Annotated in this window: 25 protein-coding genes; 15 read left to right on the forward strand and 10 right to left on the reverse strand. The window is 70.2% G+C overall.

Features of this window, described 5'->3' with window-relative positions:
• Positions 1-22 precede the first annotated feature (22 nt).
• Entirely contained in the window at positions 23-697 is a 675-nt protein-coding gene (locus NRF20_RS34170) for a TetR/AcrR family transcriptional regulator (protein ID WP_398632299.1), read from the reverse strand.
• A 148-nt stretch (positions 698-845) separates the two neighbouring features.
• Here NRF20_RS34170 and NRF20_RS34175 point away from each other — a divergent pair, with 148 nt between their 5' ends.
• The 8 genes from NRF20_RS34175 to NRF20_RS34210 all read left to right on the forward strand — a co-directional run bounded on the left by NRF20_RS34175 (position 846) and on the right by NRF20_RS34210 (position 8,728).
• The gene (locus NRF20_RS34175) at positions 846-1,646 is read left to right on the forward strand and encodes an acetoacetate decarboxylase family protein (protein ID WP_266362470.1); all 801 of its coding nucleotides are present in this window, start codon (positions 846-848) and stop codon (positions 1,644-1,646) included.
• Positions 1,643-2,527 carry an SDR family oxidoreductase gene (locus tag NRF20_RS34180; protein ID WP_266362472.1) on the forward strand — a complete coding sequence of 295 codons (885 nt, stop codon included), beginning with the start codon at positions 1,643-1,645 and terminating at the stop codon, positions 2,525-2,527. The genes NRF20_RS34175 and NRF20_RS34180 overlap by 4 nt, the downstream gene beginning before the upstream one ends.
• A gap of 10 nt (positions 2,528-2,537) precedes the next feature.
• Entirely contained in the window at positions 2,538-3,815 is a 1,278-nt protein-coding gene (locus NRF20_RS34185; protein ID WP_398632300.1) for an amidohydrolase family protein, read from the forward strand.
• Positions 3,816-3,826: 11 nt separating this feature from the next.
• Positions 3,827-5,050 (forward strand): amidohydrolase family protein, encoded by a 1,224-nt coding sequence (locus NRF20_RS34190; protein WP_398632301.1) that lies wholly within the window; start codon positions 3,827-3,829, stop codon positions 5,048-5,050.
• A gap of 25 nt (positions 5,051-5,075) precedes the next feature.
• The gene (locus tag NRF20_RS34195; protein WP_413753866.1) at positions 5,076-5,789 is read left to right on the forward strand and encodes a VIT family protein; all 714 of its coding nucleotides are present in this window, start codon (positions 5,076-5,078) and stop codon (positions 5,787-5,789) included.
• Between the two features lie 309 nt (positions 5,790-6,098).
• A complete protein-coding gene (locus NRF20_RS34200) occupies positions 6,099-6,977 on the forward strand; it encodes a sterol desaturase family protein (RefSeq protein WP_413753867.1) in 879 nt (292 codons plus the stop codon).
• Positions 6,974-7,663, forward strand: a complete 690-nt coding sequence (locus NRF20_RS34205) for a lysoplasmalogenase (RefSeq protein ID WP_413753868.1) — start codon at positions 6,974-6,976, stop codon at positions 7,661-7,663. Before NRF20_RS34200 ends, NRF20_RS34205 begins: the two co-directional genes overlap by 4 nt.
• Positions 7,664-7,684: 21 nt before the next feature.
• Entirely contained in the window at positions 7,685-8,728 is a 1,044-nt protein-coding gene (locus tag NRF20_RS34210) for a zinc-dependent alcohol dehydrogenase family protein (RefSeq protein WP_398632305.1), read from the forward strand.
• On the opposite strand, the gene NRF20_RS34215 is transcribed toward NRF20_RS34210, so the two are convergent.
• Positions 8,718-10,139: a CoA transferase gene (locus NRF20_RS34215; protein ID WP_413753869.1), complete on the reverse strand. Its 1,422-nt coding sequence runs from the start codon at positions 10,137-10,139 to the stop codon at positions 8,718-8,720. The genes NRF20_RS34210 and NRF20_RS34215 overlap by 11 nt on opposite strands.
• A gap of 127 nt (positions 10,140-10,266) precedes the next feature.
• Entirely contained in the window at positions 10,267-11,802 is a 1,536-nt protein-coding gene (locus tag NRF20_RS34220; RefSeq protein ID WP_398632307.1) for a S8 family peptidase, read from the reverse strand.
• Positions 11,803-12,126: 324 nt separating this feature from the next.
• Between NRF20_RS34220 and NRF20_RS34225 the strand changes: the two genes are divergently transcribed.
• The 3 genes from NRF20_RS34225 (at position 12,127) to moaA (ending at position 15,317) form a co-directional block, all read left to right on the forward strand.
• Entirely contained in the window at positions 12,127-12,492 is a 366-nt protein-coding gene (locus NRF20_RS34225) for a DUF485 domain-containing protein (protein ID WP_398632308.1), read from the forward strand.
• Complete coding sequence (locus NRF20_RS34230; RefSeq protein ID WP_398632309.1) at positions 12,489-14,129, forward strand: cation acetate symporter; 1,641 nt, start codon at positions 12,489-12,491, stop codon at positions 14,127-14,129. The genes NRF20_RS34225 and NRF20_RS34230 overlap by 4 nt, the downstream gene beginning before the upstream one ends.
• Before the next feature lie 198 nt (positions 14,130-14,327).
• The gene (gene moaA / locus NRF20_RS34235; protein WP_266362498.1) at positions 14,328-15,317 is read left to right on the forward strand and encodes a GTP 3',8-cyclase MoaA; all 990 of its coding nucleotides are present in this window, start codon (positions 14,328-14,330) and stop codon (positions 15,315-15,317) included.
• 39 nt (positions 15,318-15,356) lie between these two features.
• Here moaA and NRF20_RS34240 read toward each other — a convergent pair whose 3' ends face one another.
• Both NRF20_RS34240 and NRF20_RS34245 read right to left on the reverse strand, forming a co-directional pair.
• Positions 15,357-15,614, reverse strand: coding sequence for a hypothetical protein (locus NRF20_RS34240; protein ID WP_398632311.1), 258 nt, complete (start codon positions 15,612-15,614; stop codon positions 15,357-15,359).
• A 268-nt stretch (positions 15,615-15,882) separates the two neighbouring features.
• A complete protein-coding gene (locus NRF20_RS34245; protein ID WP_413753870.1) occupies positions 15,883-16,248 on the reverse strand; it encodes a DUF3099 domain-containing protein in 366 nt (121 codons plus the stop codon).
• A 248-nt stretch (positions 16,249-16,496) separates the two neighbouring features.
• On the opposite strand from NRF20_RS34245, the gene NRF20_RS34250 reads away from it, so the two are divergent.
• Positions 16,497-16,772: a GlsB/YeaQ/YmgE family stress response membrane protein gene (locus tag NRF20_RS34250; RefSeq protein WP_398632313.1), complete on the forward strand. Its 276-nt coding sequence runs from the start codon at positions 16,497-16,499 to the stop codon at positions 16,770-16,772.
• Positions 16,773-16,894: 122 nt separating this feature from the next.
• Here NRF20_RS34250 and tyrS read toward each other — a convergent pair whose 3' ends face one another.
• The 5 genes from tyrS to NRF20_RS34275 form a co-directional block, all read right to left on the reverse strand.
• A complete protein-coding gene (tyrS, locus tag NRF20_RS34255; RefSeq protein ID WP_398632314.1) occupies positions 16,895-18,160 on the reverse strand; it encodes a tyrosine--tRNA ligase in 1,266 nt (421 codons plus the stop codon).
• 55 nt (positions 18,161-18,215) lie between these two features.
• A complete protein-coding gene (locus tag NRF20_RS34260; protein ID WP_398632315.1) occupies positions 18,216-19,610 on the reverse strand; it encodes a metallopeptidase TldD-related protein in 1,395 nt (464 codons plus the stop codon).
• Between the two features lie 82 nt (positions 19,611-19,692).
• Positions 19,693-21,216, reverse strand: a complete 1,524-nt coding sequence (locus tag NRF20_RS34265) for a TldD/PmbA family protein (protein ID WP_398632316.1) — start codon at positions 21,214-21,216, stop codon at positions 19,693-19,695.
• 312 nt (positions 21,217-21,528) lie between these two features.
• On the reverse strand, positions 21,529-21,750 hold the full coding sequence (locus tag NRF20_RS34270) for a DUF397 domain-containing protein (protein ID WP_398632317.1): 222 nt from the start codon (positions 21,748-21,750) through the stop codon (positions 21,529-21,531).
• Positions 21,747-22,157, reverse strand: coding sequence for a Scr1 family TA system antitoxin-like transcriptional regulator (locus NRF20_RS34275; protein ID WP_398632318.1), 411 nt, complete (start codon positions 22,155-22,157; stop codon positions 21,747-21,749). Before NRF20_RS34275 ends, NRF20_RS34270 begins: the two co-directional genes overlap by 4 nt.
• On the opposite strand from NRF20_RS34275, the gene NRF20_RS34280 reads away from it, so the two are divergent.
• From NRF20_RS34280 to NRF20_RS34290, 3 genes are all read left to right on the forward strand, one after another.
• Positions 22,070-22,537: an ATP-binding protein gene (locus NRF20_RS34280; protein WP_398632319.1), complete on the forward strand. Its 468-nt coding sequence runs from the start codon at positions 22,070-22,072 to the stop codon at positions 22,535-22,537. The genes NRF20_RS34275 and NRF20_RS34280 overlap by 88 nt on opposite strands.
• A 142-nt stretch (positions 22,538-22,679) precedes the next feature.
• Positions 22,680-22,964: a type II toxin-antitoxin system Phd/YefM family antitoxin gene (locus tag NRF20_RS34285; RefSeq protein WP_398632320.1), complete on the forward strand. Its 285-nt coding sequence runs from the start codon at positions 22,680-22,682 to the stop codon at positions 22,962-22,964.
• Between the two features lie 5 nt (positions 22,965-22,969).
• On the forward strand, positions 22,970-23,353 hold the full coding sequence (locus tag NRF20_RS34290; RefSeq protein WP_398632333.1) for a PIN domain-containing protein: 384 nt from the start codon (positions 22,970-22,972) through the stop codon (positions 23,351-23,353).
• Positions 23,354-23,375: the final 22 nt, after the last annotated feature.

The raw sequence follows: 23,375 nt of genomic DNA on the forward strand, positions 1-23,375 counted from the left end.
ACGGGCCGCGACTGACAGTCTCCTATTCGGCGGTCTCCCGCCCCCGCATGCCGGTTCCGCGGCGCGGCCCCCGGTGTACGGACCCGGCCAGCAGCCCCTCCACCAGGGCCCGTACGGAATCCGCGAACAGCCGGTCCGGGTCGGCGGGCCGGGCCAGTGCGCGGGCCAGTGCGGGGTCGTCGTCCGCGGTGGACGCGGTCCACAGATCTCCCTCGCCGGGTGACTGGACGGGGGACCGCTCCCGGTTGCGTTCGACGAGCAGGAAGCCGACGGTCTGGAACTGCACCGCCCGCACCGCTGCCGCCGCCCGCGCCCCGCGCAGCCCCGCGGCGTGCACCTCGTGGACGAGGGCCTGTTGCGCGGGGAGGAACATCCGCTCGGTGAGCCCTCGTTCGTGGACCATCGCGATCAGATGCGGCCTGGCCCGCAGTTCGCGGCGCAGGCCGCGGGCGACGGAGACGATACGGGCCGCCGGGGTCCGGCCGGCCGGGCGGAGGGTGCCCATCTCCTGCACGGTGCGCTCGACGAGGGCGTCCAGCAGCGATTCACGATTGCCGACGTGCCAGTAGATCGACGTGACCGCGGTGCCCAGTTCCGCGGCGAGAGCGCGCATGGTGAGGGCCTGCGGGCCGTGCCGCTTCACCAGGGCGCCGGCCGTGTCCAGGACCTGTTCGCGGGTCAGTGACGATCGCGCCACAGCGCTCCTTGATTCTCGAACTCCATTACGTGCATGCCTATTTACCCTTCATCGGCGTCGGTGTAACTGTGTTACAGAACCGTACGGAGAACCGGGACACCGAGACACGGAGAACCGATTCACGGACGACCGAGAAGGGTGGTACGGCATGGCACGTGTACGGTACGGCGCGCGCACCGAGGCCGAGATCGCGGCGGCCCGCGCGGCCCGCTCCACACTCCCCGACATCTGGTCCACCGGTGTGGTGGCCCTCTGGGAGAGCGATCCCGACGCGGTGGCGGCCGTCCTCCCGCCGCCCCTCAAACCCGCCGAGCGCCCGCTCGTCCGGGCCAACATCAGTACGGTCGAACTCCCCGGTTACCCACTCGGTGCGGGCTCCGTCGCCGTCGCCGCCGTCCACGACGGCCACGAGGGCTGGTACCCGCTCGTCATGCCGATGACCCATGAACGGGCTCTGATCGGCGGCCGTGAGGTGTTCGGCGAACCGAAGAAGCTCGGCGAGGTGACCGTCGAACGCGACGGCCCCGTCGTCCGTGCCGCGCTCGCCCGGCACGGCATCGCGTTCGTCGAGGTGCGCGGCGCGGTCAGCGGGCCGCTCCCGCTGCCCCGGCCGACGGCCAAGCTCGACTTCTACTTCAAATTCCTGCCCGCGGTGGACGGCGAGGGCTTCGACTCCGACCCCGTCCTGATCCACTGCACCCGTCACGAGAAGGTCCGCAGGCTGGAACGCATCTCGGGCGATGTGGTGCTGCGCGAGTCGATGTACGACCCGGTCGCCGACCTCCCCGTACGACGGCTGGTCGACCTCACCATCGGCGAGAAGACCAGCGACCAGCAGGGCAGGGCCGTGGAGAGGGTGAGCGCCCAGGCCCTGCTGCCGTACATCCACCAGCGTTACGACGACCCGCAGCAGATCCACGACGGCCCGCCGGAAGGGAGCGTCCGATGAGACTGGAGGAGGGCCAGGTCGCCGTCGTCACCGGCGCCGCGAGCGGCATCGGCCTGGCGATGGCACGCAGGTTCGCCGCCGAGGGACTGAAGGTCGTCCTCGCCGATGTGGAGGAAGGTGCGCTCGACAAGGCGGCGGGGGAGCTGCGCGAGGACGGTGCGCAGGTGCTGGCGCGGGTGGTCGACGTCAGCGAGCGGGACTCCGTGCAGGCTCTCGCCGACGCCGCGTACGACACCTTCGGCGCCGTCCATGTGCTGTGCAACAACGCCGGTGTCGGCTCCGGGGCCGAGGGCCGGATGTGGGAGCACGAGCCGAACGACTGGAAGTGGGCGTTCGCGGTCAATGTGTGGGGTGTCTTCCACGGCATCCAGGCGTTCGTGCCGCGCATGATCGCGGGCGGCGGCCCCGGCCATGTCGTCAACACCTCGTCCGGCGACGGCGGCATCGCCCCGCTGCCCACCGCCTCCGTCTACGCGGTCACCAAGTCCGCCGTCGTCACGATGACCGAGTCGCTGTACGCACATCTGAAGGCGGAGGGCGCGCCGGTCGGCGCCTCGGTGCTCTTCCCCGGCCCCCACATGCTCCGTACCGGGCTGTGGGAGTCGCACCGCAACCGGCCGGAGCGGTACGCCAAGACGCGCCCGCGCCGGACCCCGTACCGCAGCCTCGACCAGTGGGAGTCCGCCATGCGGGCGGCGGGCCAGGAGGTGGAGTTCACCCCGGTGGAGGACGTCGCGGGGACCGTCGTGGACGGGATACGCGCCGACCGCTTCTGGATGCTGCCGGACAGCGAGCACAGCGACCGGCAGATCCGCGCCAGGTCGCAGTCGATGCTCGACCGGACCAACCCGTCGTACCTGGAGAGCTTCGTACTCGACTGAGGAGCGAGCGATGACCGACGACCCGTACCTGATCATCTCCTCCGACTGCCACGCCGGGCTGCCCACCGAGGAGTACCGGCCCTATCTCGACCCCCGCTTCCACCGGGACTTCGACGACTTCCTCGCCGGGCGCGACCGCCGCCGGGAGGAGATGACCCGCCTCGGTGTACGCAACGAGGCCTTCGCCGACAAGTGGTTCCACGACAACGAGGAAGGCCTGAAAGGTGGCTGGGACGCCGCCCGGCGCCTGAAGGAACTGGACGGCGACGGGGTGGCGGCCGAGGTCGTCTTCCCCGACGCGGACGCCGTCGACAGCCGGACCGCCGCCCCGTTCGGCGTGGGCCTCGGGCTCTCCGGCGACCAGGATCCGGAACTGGGTATGGCGGGCGCGCAGGCCCACAACCGCTGGCTCGCCGAATTCGTCTCGCAGAACCCCGAACGCCACTGCGGGGTCGCCCTGTTGCCCGTCACCGGCGAGGTCGACCGGGTCGTCGCGGAGATCCACCGGGCCAAGGAGTCCGGACTCGGCGCGCTCATGATCCCCTCCATGTGGGTGGACAAGGCCCCGTACCACGACCGCCGTTACGACCCCGTGTGGGCGGCCGCCGCCGAGACGGCCATGCCGGTGGTCACACACTCCGGGGCGGCCCCGCGCCACGAGTACGGCGACCACCTCGGGATCTACGTCTCCGAGGTCACCTGGTGGCCTTCCCGCCCGCTCTGGTTCCTGCTCTGGTCGGGCGCCTTCGAACGCCATCCCGGGCTGAGGTTCGGCGTCGCCGAGTCCGGGTGCTGGTGGCTGCCGAACCTCCTCTGGTTCATGGACCGGCTCTACCTCGGCGCCCACGGCGGAAAGAAGCTCTCCCCGTTCGCCGAACTGAAGCGGCCCCCGCACGAGTACCTCGACCGCCAGGTCTTCATCTGCGCCACCAACACCAAACGCCGCGAACTCGCCCAGCGGTACGAGATCGGCGTCGACAACATCCTGTGGGGCAGCGACTTCCCGCACCCTGAAGGCACCTGGCCGAACACCGCGAACTGGCTGCGCAACACCTTCCACGACATCCCGGTGGCCGAGACCCGCCGCATGCTGGGTCTCGCCGCGGCCGAGGTCTTCGGCTTCGACACGGCGAAACTCGCCCCGATCGCCGAGCGCATCGGCCCCACACCCGAGGATCTGGGCCAGAGCGCCGACCAGACAGCGGTCGAAGCGTCCTGGGCCAGGTCGCGCGAAGTGGGCCGGCACTGGCTGACCGACCACGACTTCCCGGTCCTGGGGGTTCAGTGATGGACCGGCACATGGACCGCTACACGGTCATCTCCGCCGACTGCCACGCGGGCGCCGACCTCCTCGACTACAAGCCGTACCTGGAGAAGAAGTACCACGACGACTTCGACGCCTGGGCGGCCGGCTATGTCAATCCGTACGAGGACCTCCTCGCCGACACCGCCGACCGCAACTGGAACTCCGCACGCCGCGTCGCGGAGCTGGAGGCGGACGGCATCGTCGCGGAGGTCGTCTTCCCCAACACCATCCCGCCGTTCTTCCCCTCCGCCTCCCTGATGGCGCCCGCGCCGTCCCGGGCGGAGTACGAACAGCGCTGGGCCGGCCTGCGCGCCCACAACCGCTGGCTCGCTGACTTCTGCGCGCAGGTACCGGGCCGGCGCGCGGGCGTCGCGCAGATCCTCCTCAACGACCCCGAGGAGGCCGTCCGCGAGGTCCGACGCACCAAGGACGCGGGCCTCACCGGCGGCATCCTGCTGCCCGGCGCCCCGCCCGGCTCCGGCGTCCCGGAGCTGTACTCCCAGGTGTACGACCCGCTGTGGGCGGTCTGCGAGGAGCTGGACGTACCGGTGAACCACCACGGTGGCTCGGCATCCCCGCCGCTCGGCGACGAACCGGCCGCCCGCGCCGTCTTCATGGTGGAGACGACCTGGTTCTCGCACCGGGCGCTGTGGCACCTGGTCTTCGGCGGGGCGTTCCGCCGCCACCCCGGGCTGAAACTGGTCCTCACCGAACAGGGCTCCGGCTGGATCCCGGGTGTCGTGGAGATGCTGGACTACTACCACGGACGGCTGGTCGCGGCGGCGACCAGGGCATCCACCGCCGAGTCCAAGTTCGGTGCGGGACTGGCTGCTTCGATGGGGAACAGCCCCAGTGAGGTCTGGCGCGACAACTGCTACGTGGGCGCCAGCTTCATGCGGCCCCACGAGGTGCCGCTGCGCGACCGGATCGGCCTCGACAAGATCATGTGGGGCAGCGACTACCCGCACGACGAGGGCACTGCCCCGTACTCACGGGAGGGCCTGCGGATCGCGTACGCGGGACTGCCGCCCGAGGAGATCGCGGCAATGACCGGCGGCAACGCCGCGCGCGTCTACGGGTTCGACCTGGCGGCGCTCGACCGCATCGCGGCCAAGGTCGGCCCGACGGTCGAGGAGATCGCCGAGCCGCTGAAGGAGGTTCCGCCGGACGCGACCAGCCCCGCCTTCGCGCCGGGCGGGTCGGTACGCGTCTGGTGACCGGACGAGGTGAGACCATCCCCGGGTGACGGATACCCAGGCGCATGACGAAGCGCACGGCAACGGGCTCGGCACGCGGCTGAACTGGCTGCGTGCCGCGGTCCTCGGTGCCAACGACGGTGTGGTCTCCACCGCGGGCCTGGTCGTCGGCGTGGCCGGCGCCACCGGTGACCGCGGCACTCTGCTCACGGCAGGCCTGGCCGGACTGCTGGCCGGGTCCATGTCGATGGCGGCGGGCGAGTACGTATCGGTCTCCACCCAGCGCGATTCGGAGCGGGCCGCGCTGGCGACGGAGAAACGCGAGCTGGCGGAGACCCCGGAGGCCGAACTCGTGGAACTCACCGGTCTGTTGGAGGGCAAGGGCCTGAGCCGGGAAGTCGCCCGAGAGGCCGCCCTCCAGCTCACCGAACGCGATGCGCTGCGCGCCCACGCGGAGGTCGAGCTGGGCATCGACCCGGACGAGCTGACGGACCCGTGGCATGCGGCGGGCGCGAGCTTCCTGGCGTTCACGGCGGGCGCGCTGCTGCCCCTGCTGGCGATCGTGCTGCCGCCGTCGTCGCTGAGGCTCCTTGTGACCGTGCTGTCGGTACTGGCGGCGCTGGCGCTGACGGGCTGGTGGAGCGCCCGCCTGGGCGACGCGGCGGCGGGGCCCGCGGTGCTGCGGAACATGGGCGGGGGAGTGGTGGCGATGGCGGTTACTTATGCGGCGGGGGAGTTGTTGGGGGCGGTGGGGGTTTAGGGGCGGCGGACGATGCGCTCGGGTTGGTCGCCGGCCGGCCCAGATCCCGGCGCATTCCGACCGCCCGCCGCAGCGCGCCCTCGTACGTGTCGAGCTGCGCCCGATCGTCGTCGGACAGGCGCTCCGCCCTCGCCGCGTCGTGGGAATCCCGGCCTTCAGGCCGGGCGGGAATGCGATGGAAGCTCCAGTACAGGGATCGTACGACGCCCGCATTGGCAGAAGTCACCAAAGACTGCTGACACCGCGTCTCGCATACTTGTTGGTAACAACGTCTAGTCCCCGGCCGACCTGCGGTTCTACGGTGCTCGTATGCCGCCGAACCTGCCCGATGTCGTGCTCTGGTCCATACCAGCCTTCGTCCTGCTCACTGTCCTCGAAATGGCCCTCCACCACTTCCATCCCGATGACGAAGCCGCCGGGTACGAGGCGAAGGACGCCGTCACCAGCATCACCATGGGGCTCGGCAGCCTGGTCTTCGACCTGCTGTGGAAGGTGCCCATCGTCGCGATCTACACCGCGGTCTACGAGCTGACCCCGCTCCGCGTCCCCGTGCTCTGGTGGACCGTCCCGCTGATGCTGCTCGCGCAGGACTTCTTCTACTACTGGTCGCACCGCGGCCACCACGTCATCCGGATCCTCTGGGCCTGCCACGTGGTCCACCACTCCAGCCGGAAGTTCAACCTCTCCACCGCGCTGCGCCAGCCCTGGACCTCACTGACCGTCTGGCCGTTCTACCTGCCGATGATCGCGTGCGGAGTCCATCCGGCGGCGCTCGCCTTCTGCTCGTCGGCGAACCTCGTCTACCAGTTCTGGGTGCACACGGAGCGCATCGACAAGCTCCCCAGGCCCTTCGAGTACGTACTGAACACGCCCTCCCACCACCGGGTGCACCACGCCTCGCAGGGCGGCTACCTGGACCGGAACTTCGGCGGCATCCTGATCCTGTGGGACCGGTTCTTCGGGTCCTTCACCGCCGAGACCGAGCGGCCCGTGTTCGGGCTCACCAAGAACATCGACACCTTCAATCCGCTCCGCGTCGCCACCCACGAGTACGCCGCCATCGCCCGTGACGTGCGGTCGGCGGGCGGCTGGAGCGAGCGGGCCGGGCGGATCTTCCGCGGGCCCGGTTGGCAGCCGGCCGGAACGGCAGCCCGTAAGGCCGCCCCCGCCCAGGAGAGCGCCGGATGAGCGCGGACGCCGTACCGGACCGGCGGGAGCGCCTCGTGCGCCCGCTGTTCATCGCCTTCCTCGTGGCCTCGGCCGTCGACCTCGTCGGCCTGCTCGCCGACGTCCCGGCCGCCCACGTCGTCGCCAAGCCGCTGCTGATGCCGCTGCTGGCGGGGTACGCCGCCGCCCGGCGCGGGCCCCGGCTGCTCGTCGCGGCGCTGCTGTTCGGCTGGGGCGGCGACACGTTCCTGCTGCTCGACGCCGATGCCGCCTTCCTCATCGGGATGGGCTCCTTCGCCGCGGGTCACGTCTGCTACCTGTGGCTCTTCGGACGGGCGCGCGGTTCGCTGCCCGCCGGGATCGCGTACGCCGTCGTCCTGACCGTCTTCGTCGCGCTGCTCTGGGACGGGCTGCCCGCGGATCTGCGGATCCCGGTGACCGGCTACAGCCTGCTGCTCACGGCGATGGCGTTCCGGGCCGGCACCCTCGGCCGGTACGCGGCCACCGGCGGGGCGCTCTTCCTGCTCTCCGACGCGCTGATCGCCACCGGCATCGCGGACTGGCCGCAGCTGCCCGCCCCCGACTTCTGGATCATGCTCACCTACATCGCTGCGCAGTTCCTGCTGACCGCCGGAGTGCTCGCACCGGGGCCGAAACGGGGCGGTGTCACTCCCGGGGCGTACCGTGAACGGAGTATCAGCAGCTGAGAACGGCAAGGACCCCCACGCATGCGCGCCACCGTCATCCACGCCCCCCACGACATACGCGTGCAGGAGGTGCCCGACCCCACGGTCCAGCAGCCCACCGATGTGGTGCTGCGGGTTCTGCGGGCCTGCATCTGCGGCAGCGACCTGTGGGCGTACCGGGGCGAGTCGGCCCGGCAGCCGGGCCAGCGCATCGGGCACGAGTTCCTCGGGATCGTCGAGGAGGCGGGCTCCGAGGTGGCCGGCTTCGCCGTCGGTGACCTCGTCGTCGCGCCCTTCGTCTGGTCCGACGGCACCTGCGCGTACTGCGCGGAGGGCCTGACCACCTCCTGCCCGCAGGGCGGCTTCTGGGGATCGGTCGGCTCCGACGGCGGGCAGGGCGAGGCCGTCCGCGTCCCGTACGCCGACGGCACGCTGATCAAGCTCCCCGCCGCCGCGGCCTCCGACGACCACCTGCTCACCGCGCTGCTGGCCCTGTCCGATGTGCTCGGCACCGGACACCACGCCGCCGTCGGCGCGGGCGTGAGGCCCGGCACCACGGTTGCGGTCGTCGGTGACGGAGCGGTCGGACTGTGCGGCGTCATGGCCGCCAAGCGGCTCGGTGCCGAGCGGATCATCGCGCTCGGCCGCCACCAGGTGCGTACGGACATCGCCCGCACCTTCGGCGCCACGGACGTCGTCGCCGAGCGCGGCGAAGCGGCCGTCGAAGCCGTACGGGAACTGCTCGGTGGCGAGGGCGCGCACGCCGTGATCGAGGCCGTCGGCACCGAGCAGTCGATGCGCACCGCCGTCGGGATCACCCGCGACGGCGGCTCCATCGGCTACGTCGGCGTGCCGCACGGCAGCGGCACCGGCCTGGACCTCGGCGTCATGTTCGACCGGAACATCGCGCTGCGCGGCGGCGTCGCGCCCGTGCGCACATACATTCCGGAGCTGCTGCCCGACGTGCTGTCCGGCACCATCGACCCGTCGCCCGTCTTCGACCTGACCGTCGGCCTCGACGGCGTCCCCGTCGGTTACAAGGCGATGGACAACCGGACGGCGCTGAAGGTGCTCATCAAGCCGTGAGCCAGGCGGTCGCGTCCGCCCCCAGCAGGCCGGGCGGGCGCGACCAGTCGGCGGGGGAACCGTCGAAGGCGACCGGCGGCAGGGCGTGACGCAGCCGGCCCAGCGGGCTGTCCGTCTCCGTGAGCCACTTCTCCGGGTCGTACGAAACCCCGGCCCCGGTCTCGGGCTCCTGCCGGGCGGGCAGCTCATCGAGCAGCCAGGCGGCGGTACGGGCGAGCGAGAGCGTGACCAGCCGGGAGCCGCCGTCGTCGTGCTGCTCGGTCAGTGCGCGCAGCACGGCGGCGGCCAGCAGATAGCCCGTGCCGTGGTCGAGGGCCTGGGCGGGCAGCGCACCGGGCGGGTTCTCGGGCCCTGCCGAGGCCTCGACCGAGGCGATGCCGGTGGCCACCTGCACCAGGCTGTCGAAGCCGCGCCGCTGCGCCCATGGACCGTGCCCCCAGGCGGACAGGCGCCCGATCACCAGCCCGGGCCTGCGCGCGGCCAGGGACTCCGGCGTCAGGCCGAGCCGCTCGACCGCACCGGGCCGGTAGCCGATGGCGACCACATCCGCGCCGGCCAGCAGCTCGTCGAACGCGGCCGTACCGGAGCGGCTGCCGAGATCCAGGCTGACAGACCGCTTCCCGAAACCGGTGTCGCTGTGCGCGTCCTGGCTCTCCGGGAGCTGCGGGGCGTCGACCCGCAGGACGTCCGCGCCGAGCAGCGCGAGCGTACGGGTGGCGACGGGCCCCGCGATGACCCGGGTGAGGTCCAGCACACGCAACCCGGCCGCGGGCAGCAGCGGTTCACCGGCGAGCGCCGCCGTCCGGCGGACCGGCGCGCTGTCGATACGGTCCCTGGCCACCAGCGGCGTGCCCGCGACCGCGGCACCCCGAGGGTCGGCCGCCCACTCCGCGGGCGTACGGGCGACCACGGCCAGGCCGCCCGCGGCGTACACCGTCTGCTCGATCTCCGGTCCCCGGCGCCCGGCGAACGAGGCGGCGACGGCGTCCACGGCGATGTCGTCCGAGGTGTCCGCGGGCAGCCCCAGCGTGGCGAGCAACCGGGCCCGGTGGTGCGGGTAGTTGGCATGCGTACGGACCCAGCCGTCCACCGTGCGCCAGAACTGGGACAGCGGGGCGAAGTTGGCCGGTGCGCGCCCGTCGATCCGCAGATGGCGCTCGCTCGTGAACGCCGTGGCCACCGCACCGGCGTCGATTAGGACCTGCGGCACGGGGCGCGCGGTGCGGCGGGCGGCCAGTTCGGCGGCGGCCAGTGAGCAGACCGCGACGGCGGAACGGGCCAGTTCCATGGCGGGCAGCCGGGCGGGCAGCAGCCCGTCGGGACCGCTCGTCCCGATGTGCGCGAGAAGCGCCAGATCCCCGCCCAGTGCCGCCCAGGCCTGCTCCGTACCGGACATACGTGCGTTGCTCATCCCCGCACTATGGCACTGAGTGTCACTCACCCGGAAGAGAACCAGGAGGGGACCCCGGAAGAGACCTGGGGAGGCCAGTGGGAGGGGCCGGAGCCTTCGGCCGCCCCTCCCGACTGCGTCACATTCCCTACCAGCGGACCGCGTTCAGCGCGTTCACCACACCGGCGCCGTAGAAGCCGTTGCGGTTCTTGCCGCCCTCGCAGACGGCGTCGATCTTGCCGTCACCGTTGAAGTCGTACGGTGCGCCGCACGCGGTGGCGTCGGCCTCGGCCGTCAGGAGAGCCTTCACGGCAGCCGCCGAGGCGTGCGGGTGCGTCGACTTGATCAGGGCCGCGACGCCCGCGACGTGCGGGGAGGCCATCGATGTACCGGCCTTGTAGCCGTACTTGCCGCCCGGCAGCGTGGACAGGATCAGACCGCTCGTGGCGGGCGGTGCCGGCGTCTGGTAGACCGTCGAGTCGCCGCCGGGAGCTGCGACGTCGATGACACCGTTCCCGTAGTTCGAGTACGAGGACTTCAGACCCTTGGCACCGGTCGCGGAGACGGTCACGACGCCCGGCAGCATCGCCGGGATGTCGAGGCACTCGCGCGGGTCGATGGTCCGGGTGGCCGCCGTGGTGTCGTTCGGGCTGGTCGTGTCGTCGATCGCGCCGGAGGCCAGGTCGAACTTGCTGTTGCCGGCTGAGGCGACGTTCACCGTGCCCTTGTGCTCCGCGTACCGCGTGGCGCGGGCGACGGCCTCGACCAGGGCGCCCTGGTCCAGGTCGTTCTTGCAGTTGAACATCCACGGGTCGGTGTAATAGCTGTTGTTGGTGACATCGACGCCGTGCTCGGCGGCCCAGACGAAGCCGCAGACGATCGACTCGGTGTAGAAGAAGCCGTCCGGGTTCGCGACCTTGATGCCGGCGACCTTCACGCCCGGCGCGACACCCGTCACCCCGATGCCGTTCTTTGCGGCGGCGATGGTGCCCGCGACATGCGTGCCGTGGTCGCTCTCACCGGCCTTGGGACGCCAGGCGCCGTCCGTCGTGTCCGGCGCCCCGGACACGCAGCTCGCGGAGGCCCCGCGGCTGAAGTTCGGCGCCAGGTCCGGGTGGGTGTCGTCGACACCCGTGTCGATGACCGCGACGGTGACCTTGCTGCTGCCCAGCGTCTCCCGGTGCGCCTGGTCCGCCTTGATGGCGGGCAGATCCCACTGCAGGGGCTCCATCGGATCCTGGTCCGCCGTCGCCTCCGCCGCCGCGCTCCGGGCCTGCTCGGCGGTGAGCGGCTGCTCGACCCCGATGTCCGTGGTGGCCTGCGGAACGATGGGGCTGGTGCGGGTGGCCCCCGCCGAATCGACACCCTTGACCCGGCGGATCGACTGCGCGAAGTCCGGGTTCTGCGACTCGACGACGATGACGCCGATCTGCTCATAGGCGATCACCACCGTGCCGCCGGCCTCGGCTATCGCCTTCTTCACCTGCTTGACGGTGCCGTGATTGCTCCGCGTGTTGACGACGTACGAGAGCTTCGGGCCGTCCGTCGACACCGCCGCCGTGGGCTGCGCGTCCACCGGTGCGGCAGAAGCGGCACCCGTCGGCAGGAAGCCGAGCGAGGCCGTGAGTGCCAGTCCGACGGGCAGCGTCAGTGCGCGCGTCCGTCTGGATCCCAGATGAGCCATGGGGTCTCCACATCATCCGTGCCTGTCGACCGGACACAGGATGTGCCCAGTCGCGTACATGACGAGTGAAGTTATCGCTGATCAGCCCCACTATTCAATGAGTTGGGGGCACTCGTTTCGACCGGATGGGCGCGAAGAGGCGACGAAGCCGCGACGGAGCCGCGACGGAGAGGCGAGTCCGAGAAGTGCGAACTCGCGGTGAACCGCTTCGCCGCGCTCTCCGTGCCGTTGTCAGGGGAGACGCACCACCATCCCCGACATCGAGGTTCCCCAGTGAAATCCACCGTCCCCACCACCACCGCACCCGCGTCGCGAGGAGATTCCGTGGCTACCGATGCACCGCCGCCCGAGGGCATTACGGAAACCCGCCCTGCCGAGCCCACGACCGAGGCGTTCATCGCGACGCAGGAGAGCGCGGAGTTCGGCGAACTGCGCCACGCGTACCGCTCGTTCGCCTTCCCGCTGACCATCGCCTTCGTCCTCTGGTACCTGCTGTACGTGCTGCTGTCCAACTACGCGGGCGGCTTCATGGGCGCCAAGGTGTACAGCAACATCAACGTGGCCTTCGTGTTCGGCCTCGCCCAGTTCGTCACCACATTCCTCATCGCCTGGCTCTACTCGCGCCACGCAGCCGCGAAGCTCGACCCGAAGGCCGAGGCCATCAAGTCCCGTATGGAGGCCGACGCATGAGCGCCGCGCACCACTCGCACCCCGCCCTCCAGCTGGCCGCCTCCTCGACCACCGAGCACCGGCCGCTGATCATCACGCTCTTCGCCGTGTTCGTCGCCGCGACCCTGGGCATCACCGTCTGGGCCGGACGGCAGACCAAGAGCGCCTCCGACTTCTACGCCGGCGGCCGCCAGTTCACCGCCTTCCAGAACGGACTCGCCGTCTCCGGCGACTACATGTCGGCGGCCTCGTTCCTCGGGATCGCCGGGGCCATCGCCCTCTTCGGCTACGACGGCTTCCTGTACTCCATCGGCTTCCTCGTCGCCTGGCTGGTGGCCCTGCTGCTGGTCGCCGAACCGCTGCGCAACTCGGGCCGCTACACGATGGGCGACGTCCTCGCCTACCGGATGCGGCAGCGCCCGGTCCGTACCGCCTCCGGCGTTTCCACCATCATCGTCTCGATCTTCTACCTGCTGGCACAGATGGCGGGTGCGGGCGTCCTGGTCTCCCTGCTCCTCGGCATCACCAGCGACGCGGGCAAGATCCTCATCGTCGCGCTGGTCGGCGTACTGATGATCGTGTACGTCACCATCGGCGGCATGAAGGGCACCACCTGGGTTCAGATGGTCAAGGCCGTACTGCTGATCGCCGGTGCCCTCCTGATGACCTTCCTGGTGCTGCTGAAGTTCAACTTCAACATCTCCGACCTGCTGGGCACGGCCGCCTCGAAGAGCGGCCACGGAGCGGCGTTCCTGGAGCCCGGCCTCAAGTACGGCGCCACCGGCACCTCGAAGCTGGACTTCCTCTCCCTGGGCATCGCCCTGGTCCTCGGCACCGCCGGCCTGCCGCACATCCTGATCCGCTTCTACACGGTGCCGACTGCCAAGGCCGCCCGTAAGTCGGTCAACTGGGCCATCGGCATCATCGGCGCCTTCTACCTGATGACGATCGCGCTCGGCTTCGGCGCCGCGGCCCTGATCGGCCCGGACGAGATCAAGGCGAAGAACCCGGCCGGCAACGCTGCCGCCCCGCAGCTCGCCGAGTACCTCGGCGGGGTCGGCTCCACCGGTGGCGCCGTGCTGCTCGCCGTGATCTCGGCCGTCGCCTTCGCCACCATCCTCGCCGTCGTCGCGGGGCTCACCCTCGCCTCCTCGTCCTCCTTCGCGCACGACATCTACGCCAACGTCATCCGCAAGGGGAAGGCCACCGAGAAGGAGGAGATGCGGGCCGCCCGCTGGGCCACCGTCCTCATCGGTGCGGTCGCGATCGCCCTGGGCGCCTTCGCCCGCGACATGAACGTCGCCGGGCTGGTGGCGCTCGCCTTCGCCGTCGCCGCCTCCGCCAATCTGCCGACGATCCTCTACAGCCTCTTCTGGAAGCGGTTCACCACCCAGGGCGCGCTGTGGTCGATCTACGGAGGTCTGGCGAGCTCGGTGTTCCTGGTGCTGTTCTCGCCGGTCGTCTCGGGCAACCCGAAGACGTCGATGTTCAAGGGCGTCGACTTCGCCTGGTTCCCGCTGGAGAACCCGGGCCTGATCTCCATCCCGCTGGGCTTCCTGCTCGGCTGGATCGGCTCCCTCCTCTCGAAGGAGGAGCCGGACAAGGGCAAGTACGCCGAGCTGGAGGTCAAGTCCCTCACGGGCGTCGGGGCGCACTGAGAAAAGAAGGGCTTTCCGAGGAGTCCGCTGCACGCGTCACCCCGGTTCCGTGGCCGCGTCGTAGAGTCCTACGACGCGGCCACGCCGCTCCTCGTGGCAAACGGGCCCCCTCCGATGTCACAGGTCTCGCGTAGTCTCAAAGGAGTCAGCCGGAAGAGCCGGATCCGCAGCCGGGAAGTCACTGGGGGAGGGGCCCACATGCTCATCGACACCTACGATCGGGTCGCCACCGACCTGCGTGTCTCGCTGACCGACCGGTGCAATCTGCGGTGCACGTACTGCATGCCGGAAGAGGGCCTGCAATGGCTGGCCAAGCCCGACCTGCTCAGTGACGACGAGATCGTCCGGCTGGTCCGCATCGCCGTCACCCGGCTCGGTATCACCGAGGTCCGCTTCACCGGCGGTGAGCCGCTGCTGCGCCCCGGGCTCGTCTCCATCGTCGAGCGGTGCGCGGCCCTGAGCCCGCGCCCCAAGATGTCGATCACCACCAACGGCATCGGGCTGAAGCGCACAGCGGCCCCGCTCAAGGCCGCCGGTCTGGACCGGGTCAATGTCTCGCTGGACACCCTGCGCCCCGACGTCTTCAAGACTCTCACCCGCCGTGACCGCCATCACGACGTGCTGGCCGGCCTGGAAGCCGCCCGCGACGCCGGTCTCACCCCGGTCAAGGTCAACAGCGTCCTGATGCCGGGACTCAACGACGACGAGGCCCCCGACCTGCTCGCCTGGGCCGTCGAGCACGACTATGAGCTCCGCTTCATCGAGCAGATGCCGCTCGACGCGCAGCATGGCTGGAAGCGCGACGGCATGATCACGGCAGGCGACATACTCCAGTCGCTGCGCACCCGCTTCACCCTCACCGAGGAGGGCGACGGCGAGCGCGGTTCCGCCCCCGCCGAGCGCTGGCTCGTCGACGGCGGACCCCACCGTGTCGGTGTCATCGCCTCGGTCACCCGCCCCTTCTGCCGGGCCTGCGACCGGACCAGGCTCACCGCCGACGGCCAGGTGCGCACCTGCCTGTTCGCCCGCGAGGAGACCGATCTGCGCGGCGCCCTGCGCTCGGACGCGCCGGACGAGGAGGTCGCCAGGATCTGGACGCTCGCGATGTGGGGAAAGAAAGCCGGATCCGGTCTGGACGACCCGTCCTTCCTCCAGCCCGAGCGGCCGATGTCGGCGATCGGCGGCTAGGGTCTGCCCGGCCCCAGGGGGCCTGCCCGGCCCTGGGCCCTAGCGACCGTCCGTCCCCGATCGGCCGGACTCCCACTCCGCCAGCGTCACGACATCCTTGAGGAAGCCCCGGACGCCCAGGAACGAGGAGAGGTGTTCCCGGTGTTCCTCGCAGGCCAGCCAGGTCTTACGGCGCTCCGGGGTGTGCAGTTTCGGGTTGTTCCAGGCGAGCACCCATACGGCGTCGGCCCGGCAGCCCTTGGCGGAACAGATGGGTGCGGCGACAGCGCTCTCGGCCGCGGATTCAGGGGAGTTCACGGACTCAACCCTAGGTCAGCGCCTGTGCTGGCCCCACGGTCCGACCGCCCGACGGATCCCCTGCCGGAGAAAACCGGCAAAAAAGCGACGCCGAGCAGCCACGGGGGGAGCTGCCCGGCGTCGGTCTGTCGCTCCGACGGGGGATGCGGAGCGCCTACGAAGTATGTCACGCAGACCGGGGTGCGGTGCACCGTAACTTCATGATTGATCTGAGGTTTTCTTGAGCCTTGGGTGCGGTCCGGCCCCAACTGTGCTTATGCCGATTCGATCATGCCGATTCCCCGCCGCGCCGGGCCCCGTCGGTCTCCGGACCGGACTGCTCGGATCCGGCCTCGGGAGCCGCGTCGAGCGCCGGACGCATCGGCGCCGGGACGAAGGTCGAAGGAAGCGAAGGGGTGTTCTCCCGGCCCGCGTTGGCGATGACCACCGCCACGTACGGGAGCAGAACACCGAGTGCCAGCGCCACGATCGCGACGTACCGCTCGACGTTCCACAGCACGGCGGCCAGGATCACCGAAACCGTTCGCACGGACATCGAGATCACATAGCGCCGCTGCCTGCCGCGCACATCGTCCGCGAGCCCCTGCCGGGCTCCCGTGATCCGGAAGACCTCGACACCGCTCTGCTTCCGCATCACGTCTCCACCACCCTTCCCCCAGCACCTCGCGGGCCGGGGGAGACCTCATTCCCGCGCCGGACGCTCCCCGGACCGGACCGCATCCACCGTACGCCCGGTGTGTGACGACTTCGAGACCGGGGCGCGCCGCAGTCGTGCCTATCGGCAGCCGTGCCGCACATACGGACGCGTCCGACATGCGGCGTACGGCCCACGGGCCGAGACTGGGCGCACATGCGCGACATCGCGTCGCACGAGGAGGCGACATGGGCTGGTTGTGGGCAATCATCGTGGGTCTGGTGCTCGGTCTGATCGCGAAGGCGATCCTGCCCGGCAAACAGAACATCCCACTCTGGCTGACGACGATCTTCGGCATCATCGGCAGCGTCCTCGGCAATGCCGTCGCCACCTGGATCGGTGTCAACGACACCAAGGGCATCGACTGGACGCGCCATCTTTTCCAGCTGATCGGTGCCGTGGTCATCGTAGGTGTCGGCGACATGCTGTGGGCCTCGTTCCGCGGCACCAGACAGAAGGCCTGAGCCAACAGACGTCCTCAGCCAACACAAGTCCTGAGCCAACAGACAGCCTGGTCCACCGGGCCACACGCACTGCGGCCGGGCACGCGTCACGCGTGCCCGGCCGCAGTGCGTGCGTTCAGGGATCAGCCGGTGACCTCGACGGCGGCGAGGTTCTTCTTGCCCCGGCGCAGCACCAGCCAGCGCCCGTGCAGCAGCTCCTCGCGGGCCGGTGCGCTCTCGCCGTCCGTGACCTTGACGTTGTTCACGTACGCACCGCCCTCCTTCACCGTGCGGCGGGCGCCCGACTTGCTCGGCGCCAGGCCGACCTCCACCAGGAGGTCCACCAGCGGGCCGAGCTCGGTGACCTGCGCGTGCGGCACCTCGGACAGCGCGGCGCTCAGCGTCGCCTCGTCCAGCTCGCCGAGCTCACCCTGGCCGAAGAGCGCCTTCGACGCCGCGATGACCGCAGCGCACTGGTCGGCGCCGTGCACCAACGTCGTCAGCTCCTCGGCCAGCGCGCGCTGCGCCGTCCGGGCCTGCGGACGCTCCTCGGTGACCTTCTCCAGCTCCTCCAGCTCCGCGGGGCTGAGGAAGCTGAGGATGCGCATGTACCGGGAGATGTCCCGGTCGTCCACGTTCAGCCAGAACTGGTAGAACGCGTACGGCGTCGTCATCGCCGGGTCCAGCCAGACGGCCCCGCTCTCGGACTTGCCGAACTTGGTCCCGTCCGCCTTCGTCATCAGCGGCGTCGCCAGCGCGTGCACCTCGGCGCCCGGCTCCAGGCGGTGGATCAGGTCGAGACCCGCGGTGAGGTTGCCCCACTGGTCGCTGCCGCCCTGCTGGAGGGTGCAGCCGTAGCGCCGGTACAGCTCCAGGTAGTCCATGCTCTGGAGCAGCTGGTAGCTGAACTCGGTGTAGCTGATGCCCTCGTCGGACTCCAGCCGCCGGGCGATGGAGTCCTTGGTCAGCATCTTGTTGACGCGGAAGTGCTTGCCGATGTCCCGGAGGAACTCGATCGCGGACATGCCCGCGGTCCAGTCCAGGTTGTTGACCATGACCGCCGCGTTCTCGCCCTCGAAGGACAGGAACGGCTCGATCTGGGACCGCAGCCGCGACACCCAGTCGGCGACCGTCTCCGGGTCGTTCAGCGTGCGCTCGGCGGTCGGCCTCGGGTCACCGATCTGACCGGTGGCCCCGCCCACCAGGGCGAGCGGCCGCAGACCGGCCTGCTGGAGCCGGCGCATGGTGAGCACCTGCACCAGATGGCCGACGTGCAGACTCGCCGCGGTGGGGTCGTAGCCGCAATAGAACGTGACGGGACCGTCCGCGAGAGCCTTGCGCAGTGCGTCCTCATCAGTGGACTGGGCGAACAGCCCACGCCACTTCAGCTCGTCGACGATGTCCGTCACGGTTCCGTGTCTCCTCAGCTACGTGTATCGAAAGGCAACAGTCAGTCTAGGCGGGTCACACGCCCAGGCTCACCGAGCTCATGTTGAAGTCCGGGATCCGCAGCGCGGGCATGGCGGCCCGGGTGAACCAGTCGCCCCACTCGCGCGGCAGCGTCTTCTCCGTACGGCCCGCTTCCGTGGCCCGCGACAGCAGATCCACCGGCGACTCGTTGAACCGGAAGTTGTTCACCTCGCCGACGACCTCGCCGCCCTCGACGAGATACACCCCGTCGCGGGTCAGCCCGGTCAGCAGGAGTGTCGCCGGATCGACCTCCCGGATGTACCACATGCAGGTCAGCAGCAGCCCGCGGCCGGTCGTCGCGGCCACCATCTCCTCCAGGGACTGCTCACCGCCGCCCTCCAGTACCAGGTTGTCGATCGCCGGCGCGACCGGCAGCCCGGTCAGCCCGGCCGTGTGCCGGGTGGTCGTCAGATGCTCCAGCCTGCCCTCCCGGATCCAGTCGGTCGACGTCAGCGGCAGACCATTGTCGAAGACGGAAGCGCCGTCCCCCGAGGCATGGGCGATCACGAACGGCGCCGACTCCAGGCCCGGTGCGTGCGGGTCGCTGCGCAGCGACAGCGGCAGCTCGGACAGGGTCTCACCGATCCTCGTCCCGCCGCCCGGCTTGGAGAACACCGTCCGGCCCTCCGCGGCGTCCCGTGCCGTCGACGACCACAGCTGGTAGATCAGCAGATCGGCCACGGCGGTCGGCGGCAGCAGCGTCTCGTACCGCCCGGCGGGCAGCTCGATACGGCGCTCCGCCCAGCGCAGCCGCTGCGCCAGCTCCGCGTCGAGCTCGGCCGGATCGACATCCTTGAAGTCGCGCGTGGAGCGGCCCGCCCAGGTCGAACGGGTCCGGTCGGGGGACTTGGCGTTGAGCTCCAGCGTCCCGTTGGGCTGGTCGTGGCGCAGCCGCAGCCCCGTAGACGTACCGAGGTACGTCGAGGTCAGCTGGTGGTGGGCGAAGCCGTACAGCTCACGGCCACCGGAGCGGGCACGGGCGAAGGCGTCGCCGAGCGCCGGGGCGAACTCCGCGAAGACGTCCGATCCCGTCTCGGCCGGCGCGTCCGTGAAATCGGGCGACGAGGGCACCCCGCCGACCAGCGGCTGCGCATCCTCCGCCGGACCGGCCCCGCGCGCGGCGGCCTCGGCGGCCCGCACCAGCGGTTCCAGGTCGTCGGCGGTGACGGCGGACCGCGACACCACCCCGGACGCGGTGCCCTGCGCACCATCGACGGTCGCGATCACGGTCAGGGTCCGCCCCCGCGTCACCCCGTTCGTGGTGAGCGCGTTGCCGGCCCAGCGCAGATTCGCGGACGACTCCTCGTCGGCGATGACGACACAGCCGTCGGCGGTGGACAGTTCGAGCGCCCGCTCGACGATCTCGTGCGGCTTGCTGACGCGGCTCATCGTCCGGCCTCCTGCGTCGTATTGAGACTGTGCTGTCCCGGGGGACGACCCCCGGACCCCCAGCCGGTTCCGTGGTGACCGCTCATCGTCCGGCCTCCTGCGTCGTATTGAGGATGTTCACGCCCCGGAAGAGGGCGGAGGGGCAGCCGTGCGAGACGGCCGCGACCTGGCCGGGCTGGGCCTTGCCGCAGTTGAAGGCGCCGCCCAGGACATACGTCTGCGGGCCGCCGACCTTCTCCATCGAGCCCCAGAAGTCCGTCGTCGTGGCCTGATACGCGACATCGCGCAGCTGCCCGGCCAGCCTGCCGTTCTCGATGCGGAAGAACCGCTGCCCGGTGAACTGGAAGTTGTACCTCTGCATGTCGATCGACCAGGACCGGTCGCCGACCACATAGATCCCGCGCTCCACCCCGCCGATCAGATCCTCCGTGGACAGCCCGCCCGGATCCGGCCGCAGCGACACGTTCGCCATCCGCTGCACGGGGACATGGCCCGGCGAGTCCGCGTACGCGCAGCCGTTGGAACGGCCCAGACCCGTCAGCTTCGCGATCCGCCGGTCCAGCTGGTACCCGACCAGTGTCCCGTCCTTGATCAGGTCCCAGGACTGTGCCTCGACACCCTCGTCGTCGTACCCGATGGTCGCGAGCCCGTGCTCGGCGGTGCGGTCGCCCGTCACATTCATCACGGGGGAGCCGTACGTCAGCTTCCCCAGCTGATCGAAGGTGGCGAACGAGGTCCCGGCGTACGCCGCCTCGTACCCCAGCGCCCGGTCCAGCTCGGTGGCGTGGCCGATCGACTCATGGATGGTCAGCCAGAGATTGGACGGGTCGACGACCAGGTCGTACGTCCCCGCCTCGACGCTCGGCGCGCGCATCTTCTCGGCGAGCAGCCCCGGGATCTGCTCCAGCTCGGAGTCCCAGTCCCAGCCGGTGCCCGTGAGGTACTCCCAGCCGCGGCCCACCGGCGGGGCGATCGTCCGCATCGAGTCGAACTCACCGGTGGTCCCGTCCACGGCGACCGCGGTGAACTGCGGATGCAGCCGCACCCGCTGCTGGGTGGTGACGGTGCCCGCCGTGTCGGCGTAGAACTTGTTCTCGTGGACGGTCATCAGCGAGGCGTCCACATGCGCGACGCCCTCGGCGCCCAGGAGCCGGCTGCTCCACTCGGCGAGCAGCCCCGCCTTCTCCTCGTCCGGTACGTCGAAGGGGTCGATGTCGTACGCCGAGACCCAGGTCCGCTCACCGTGCACCGGCTCGTCCGCCAGCTCGACCTGCTCGTCGGAGCCGGCCGCCGCGATCACCTTCGCCGACAGCTTCGCCATGGCGACGGCCTGCGAGGCCACCTTTGCCGCGGCGTCCATCGTCAGATCCACGCCTGCCGCGAACCCCCACGCCCCACCGTGCACGACGCGCACCGCGTACCCGAGATCGGTGGTGTCCGAGGTCCCGGCGGGCCGGGCGTCCCGCAGCCGCCAGGACGCGCTGCGCACCCGCTCGAAACGGAAGTCGGCATGTACGGCCCCCAGCGCGCGGGCACGGGCCAGCGCCGCGTCGGCGAGGGCGCGCAGGGGCAGGGCCAGGAATGACTGATCTACCTCATGAGGCATGTAGTACTCCGTCTTTTCGGCATGTGTCCGCAGTGAACCATGCCGTGAGTCGAGGGCGACCGGCCATAGGTTTCCCGGACGAGCACGCCGGGCTCGTCAACCGGTTCGGCGTGGGCCACCCGAGTCCTGGATCCGATCACGGTCCCTCGGACAGAGTTTTATCTCCTACGGGATGGTCCCTCGGGCAAGCCGCCTCGGCCTACGTACAGCTCGACTTCCTCGGGGGCGAGGAGGAGACACGTACCTGCGCACAGCAGGCCGCCCGCCCCGACGGCATCCTCGGGCGGGGGACCGTTCGCGTGCTCCAACCGATCACAGGTCGCCGTCGATCACGCCCGCCCTGAACGCGGCCCACCCCGAGGCCGTGAACCGCAGGGGGGTGCGTGCAGAGTCTTTCGAGTCGCGTACCGCCGTTGCTCCTCCGGGGAGGTTGGCGACCTCTACGCAGTTGTTCTCGGCTCCACTGGCGGAGGACCTGCGCCAGAACACGATCGAAAGGTCGTGTCCGAACAGCTCCGCCTCGGGCGCGTTCACCTTCTGTGGCCTTCTTCCATCTCAGCTATGCGTGCGGCCGAATCCTCCGCGGACAGCGCCGTGGCGCGAATCCGCTCGAACGCCTTCGCGAAGGGCGACGCTCCTTCGCCCTCAAGGTAAGTCTCTCCGCTGAGGTTTTCCAGCAGAACCACGTCCGGCGCGGGGCCGGGGAAACCGACCATACTGAAGCCGCCTACGACTCCAGGGTGCGCGGTTGAGTCCAACGGCATCAGTTGGATGGTCACGTTGGGCATCTCCGCCGAATCGAGCAGGCGTTGCAACTGCTCGCGCATGGTGGCGGGACGGACGGCTGTTCGGCATGGCCGACGAGGAAGACCAGGACCCGCAGTCCCCGCCACCCGCCGTCGGGCGCTACGTGCGCTACCGGAGCCGCGGTTTCGCGGCACACATCAACGCCTCCGGCCCGAACCTCCGCTCCGTACGTGAGCTCACCGCCAAGGCCCTCGCCGAGCTCGGCGTGCAGGGCGACGTGGCCGACACCGCGCAGCTCGTCGTTTCGGAGCTCGTCGGGAACGCCGTCCGGGCCTGCGGGGATCACGTGCCCGTTGTGGTGGAGGTGTACGCGGCGGCCTTCGGAGTCGCGGTCAATGTCCATGACCCCGACCCCCGCACCGTTCCGCGCCGGCGCGGTATCGCGCTGGACGACGCGGAGGCCGAGGTCGGCCGCGGCCTCGCGCTGCTGGATCTGCTCGCTCCGGGCTGGCATGTGGTCCGGTCGTCGATCGGCAAGCAGATCCGGTGTCGGGTCCCCTGCCCGGCCGGGTGAGCCTCGCGGTGCGGGGTGATGGGGGCTGAGCCCAAAGGGGCATTGCCTCGCAGGGTGCCCAGGTCTGTGCCGATGTTCCCTCGCTGTAGGTACGATTCAAGAATGTAGGTACTTTCCGCTATGGCCGCCGAAGGGAGCCCTGATGAGCACCATCTCCGTCCGCGAGTTCTCGTACAACCCGAGTGCCGTCTTCGCCCGCGTGGAAAAGGGGGAGGCGATTCAGGTGACGAGACACGGCAACGTCATCGCCATACTGCTTCCGGGTACCGGGGCCTCGGAGCGCTATGCCCCGCTCGTCGCGCAGGGACAGATCAGGCTGAAGCCAGCCACGACGGCCGATCTCGACCGTTTGCCGGTCTGCGAGCCGCCGGAAGGCGTCTCCCCCCTGGATGTTTTGCTCGCCGACCGTGAGGACGATCCGCGTTGATCTACATGGACAGCTCGGCGATCGTCACCCTGCTGAGTGGGCGCGAGCACGCTCGCGAGCTGCGAGCTCATCTGGCGGGGCGACCGGTGGCACCCCTGGCAACCAGCAGCCTTGGCTTCGTTGAGACGGTTCGGACCCTGGACCAAGTCGGTAGCTTCCCTCATCTCATGGGGGATCTGACTCGGGACTTCACTGAGATCCTCCTGACCGACGAGGTGCGGGACGCGGCTGCTGCCCTGTCTGGCAGGGTGCGGACTCTCGACGCGATTCACGTGGCCAGCGCGCAGGTGCTGGGAGCGTCGCTCGACGTGCTCATCAGTTACGACAAACGGATGCTGGAAGTCGCCGAGAGTGTCGGCCTTCCTGTCGAGGCGCCGGGCTTTCGCTGACGCACTCGCTGGTACAGGAGGG

The sequence above is a fragment of the Streptomyces sp. R-74717 genome, from assembly GCF_047305335.1.
In the GTDB taxonomy this organism is placed as follows: Bacteria; Actinomycetota; Actinomycetes; order Streptomycetales; family Streptomycetaceae; genus Streptomyces; species Streptomyces atratus.